Annotated in this window: 1 rRNA gene; it reads left to right on the top strand. The window is 51.1% G+C overall.

The annotated features are described in order from the left end of the window. Positions 1-366: ribosomal RNA gene (locus H6A27_RS14670) — 23S ribosomal RNA — on the top strand; the annotation flags it as partial.

The raw sequence follows: 366 nt of genomic DNA, 5'->3' as shown, positions 1-366 counted from the left end.
CGATGAAGGACGTGATAAGCTGCGAAAAGTCACGGGGAGGTGCAAATAACCCTTGATCCGTGAATCTCCGAATGGGACAACCCGGTATCCTGAAGGGATATCACCTTACATTTGTAAGGGGCTAACGCAGGGAACTGAAACATCTTAGTACCTGCAGGAAAAGAAAATAACAATGATTCCCCCAGTAGTGGCGAGCGAACGGGGAAGAGCCCAAACCAACAGTGTTACGGCATTGTTGGGGTTGTAGGACCACGACATTGCAAGAAATCTTGTGAGAAGAACGGTCTGGAAAGGCCGGCCACAGCGGGTGACAGCCCCGTATTCGAAGCGAGACGAAGCATAGTGTAATCCTGAGTAGCGCGGGAC

The sequence above is a fragment of the Bacteroides caecigallinarum genome (assembly GCF_016902295.1).
Lineage (GTDB): Bacteria > Bacteroidota > Bacteroidia > Bacteroidales > Bacteroidaceae > Phocaeicola > Phocaeicola caecigallinarum_A.
The sequence above is the reverse complement of the archived record's forward strand: the minus strand, read 5'-3'. Positions and strand labels throughout refer to the sequence as shown.